General features: G+C 56.7%; 3 protein-coding genes. 1 reads left to right on the top strand and 2 read right to left on the bottom strand.

The annotated features are described in order from the left end of the window. Positions 1–74: 74 nt before the first annotated feature. Both QT222_RS02870 and QT222_RS02865 read right to left on the bottom strand, forming a co-directional pair. Positions 75–575, bottom strand: a complete 501-nt coding sequence (locus QT222_RS02870; protein ID WP_491476244.1) for a hypothetical protein — start codon at positions 573–575, stop codon at positions 75–77. A gap of 262 nt (positions 576–837) precedes the next feature. Continuing rightward, a complete protein-coding gene (locus QT222_RS02865; protein ID WP_491476243.1) occupies positions 838–1065 on the bottom strand; it encodes a hypothetical protein in 228 nt (75 codons plus the stop codon). Positions 1066–1894: 829 nt separating this feature from the next. Here QT222_RS02865 and QT222_RS02860 point away from each other — a divergent pair. Then, the coding region (locus QT222_RS02860) for a tyrosine-type recombinase/integrase (RefSeq protein ID WP_491476242.1) at positions 1895–2662 on the top strand (768 nt) is incomplete at its 3' end.

Raw genomic sequence — 2662 nt, 5'->3', positions numbered from 1 at the left:
GCAACCTTGTTTCCAGTGTCTTTGTCGTACGCGACGATCTGTCCGCCTTCGTTTTTGAGTTCGATATCCGCCATTTAAGCCTCCGTGTCCACAAGTCCGAGTCCTGCGTTTGCTTCGATGACGAGCCGCCCGCCATCGTGCCATTCGATACTGTCGAACCACTCGACGCTCGTCGTGGTCTCCGTCTCGCCCGACGCAATGTCAAGAGCGCCGGTCGATGGGGGTGATGTCGAGGTCGCGGTCATCGCGGCCGTCGCCGTGTCCGACCCGCCGCTGGAGCCGCCGCCACCGCCGGAATGCTCGGGGTCGCTCTCCTCGGCCGTCGTGGTCGTCGTCGAGGTCGTGGTTGTCGTTGCTGTCGACGTCGTCGTGACTGTCCGCATCGCCGTCGGGGTTGGTGTCGGGGCTGGTGAGACGGTCGTCGTCGTCTCTGCCGGGGCGACGAGCGTTCCGTTCGCGGCCGTGGCCGTCGCGCCCGGCGTCTCTGTGTTATCCTGCGGTTCGTTGTACCCTGCGAGCCCGGCCGTCGCCCCAACGACGACCAGCAACTCCCTTCGCGTGAGACTTGCACCCATTGTGTTACTTTTTCATACATTACAATTGCCATAAATGTGGTCGTGATTATCACGCTGAAGTGTCTGGGAGCACGAGGGAGTCCACCGACAGTGCGCCTGTCCCATCGAGTGTGGTTTGACAGGTACGGTGTGCTGAATATAGAGGGCGTATGCAGCAACTGCTGCCCTCTCTTTCACCGGAGGTCGGTTAGATTGTCTGATAGAAAGAAACTGTGTACGCCTCAGATTGGACAGCACGTGTCTGAGTAAGTACGCTCGTGAGTTACAATCCGCCGATTGCAATTCCACCACCGTATAATATAATCAGCAGACCGGCGGCTCGGCCAAGCATTATGGACTCTTGACTCATCTCGACATCGGTTGCACTTTGTTTGGTCCCCATCGTTCTCGAGGCGCGCCTGATTTTGTCTACAAGAGGGTGATTCACAACGGCTAACGCACCCATCGCCGCGATTGCAAGCCCTATCCCGACCCGGAGAAGATCGGTCATAGAGGTACCCAACAGACAGTCGTATGAATATTTTGGCACTTAGCATATACTTCCACCCCTTCCGTGAGGAGTACCTACTCTCTATCCACCACTCGATACAACCAATGATGGCAACGTAGTGATAGCCGATACGCGCTCTGTATTCAGCACGGGGTTACTAAACCATCAACGACTGAGGATTTCAGCGGGGCCAGATAGCATAAGGAATGACCCCGGCTAGAACACGCCGAAACGCTGCGGTCCCGAATCAACGTAACCCGCCGCGAGAAAATTTGTGGATTTTGAATATAGCATAAGGCCGTCCACTAAGCCCTGCTGAAATGTCAACTGCTGTTGTGTGCTATCACTCGCGCGTTCCCGCGTTTCACCGTCATTTCCAGAAAACCACCATTTCCAGAAAACCACCTACGGCACAGGGTAGTTGCGCCCGCGGGTGTCCTTTCACAGGCCGATTCATCGCAAATCAGGCCGAAAAACGGGTGTCCTTCTCGAATCTAATCGGTTGAAAACTTATGCTAGAGGACCACTGTCTACGAATTACAATTTGCTTCGAAGAAGCAATCCTAGGCCGGGATTTGAACTCACTCGCAAATCGAAGATTTGCTCGCTGCTCAAATCGCCGGGGACGGCATTTCCCTCACCCCGTCGCAGCGCGACAAGACGCGCTGCTCGGGAGTTGGGTTCGGAAAAAGCCTAGGCCGGGATTTGAACCCGGGCTCTCGCCGTCGGGCGATTTGAGGCACACGGCCTCCCGCCCGCCGGACGAAGCGATACCACCTTGGGTGGTTTACGAGCGGCTACCCGCCGGGTGCAGGCTGGTAGGTGAACTATGAGCCTGAAACCAACCCCACCGCACGACGCGATGAACCGCTTTGTCAACGACAAGAAGCCCGGCGTCACCCACAAGACGCTCAAGAACTACCGGACGACTCTCCGCCAGTTCTGTGACTGGCTGAACGAACAGAACGTCACTGACCTTACCGACCTCGACAGCGAGTTGATTCAGCGGTACAAGGAATACCGGCTGTCCAAGGTCAAGGTCATCACCGCTCGGCAGGACATGATGACAATCAAGCAGTTCGTGGAGTTCTGTGAACACATCGCGGCTGTACCGCGTGGTATGGCCGACATGGTACGTATCCCAAGCGTGACCGAGGACGACGAGATATGCGACGACCTCTTGACCCGCGACGAAGCCACTTCCCTACTGGACTTCCTCGGGAAGTACGAGTACGCGAGTAACCGGCACATCACCCTGCTCGTCTTGTGGAAAACTGGTATGCGTCTAAGCGGGTTACGGGCACTCGACCTCGGAGACTTTGACGAAGGACGACCGGCACTTGAACTCCGCCACCGACCATCCACGGGAACGCCGCTGAAGAACAAGGAAAAGAGTGAGCGTGACGTGCTGATTACGCCCGAGACAGCCGAGGTTATCCGTGACTACGTAGAGATGAACCGAAAGGACGTCACCGACGAACACGGGCGGGAACCGCTCCTAACATCCAAGAGCGGGCGAGTAGTCGAGACGACGATTCAACGCTACGTCTACACTGCAACTCGGCCCTGCTACTACAACGGTGGGGAGTGTCCGTTT

Source organism: Haloferax sp. s1 (genome assembly GCF_058382125.1).
The sequence above is the reverse complement of the archived record's forward strand: the minus strand, read 5'-3'. Positions and strand labels throughout refer to the sequence as shown.

Excerpts from the sequence above, each read along its gene's own strand:
- QT222_RS02870 (WP_491476244.1), bottom strand. The coding sequence starts at position 575 with ATGGGTGCAAGTCTCACGCGAAGGGAGTTGCTGGTCGTCGTTGGGGCG.
- QT222_RS02865 (WP_491476243.1), bottom strand. The coding sequence starts at position 1,065 with ATGACCGATCTTCTCCGGGTCGGGATAGGGCTTGCAATCGCGGCGATG.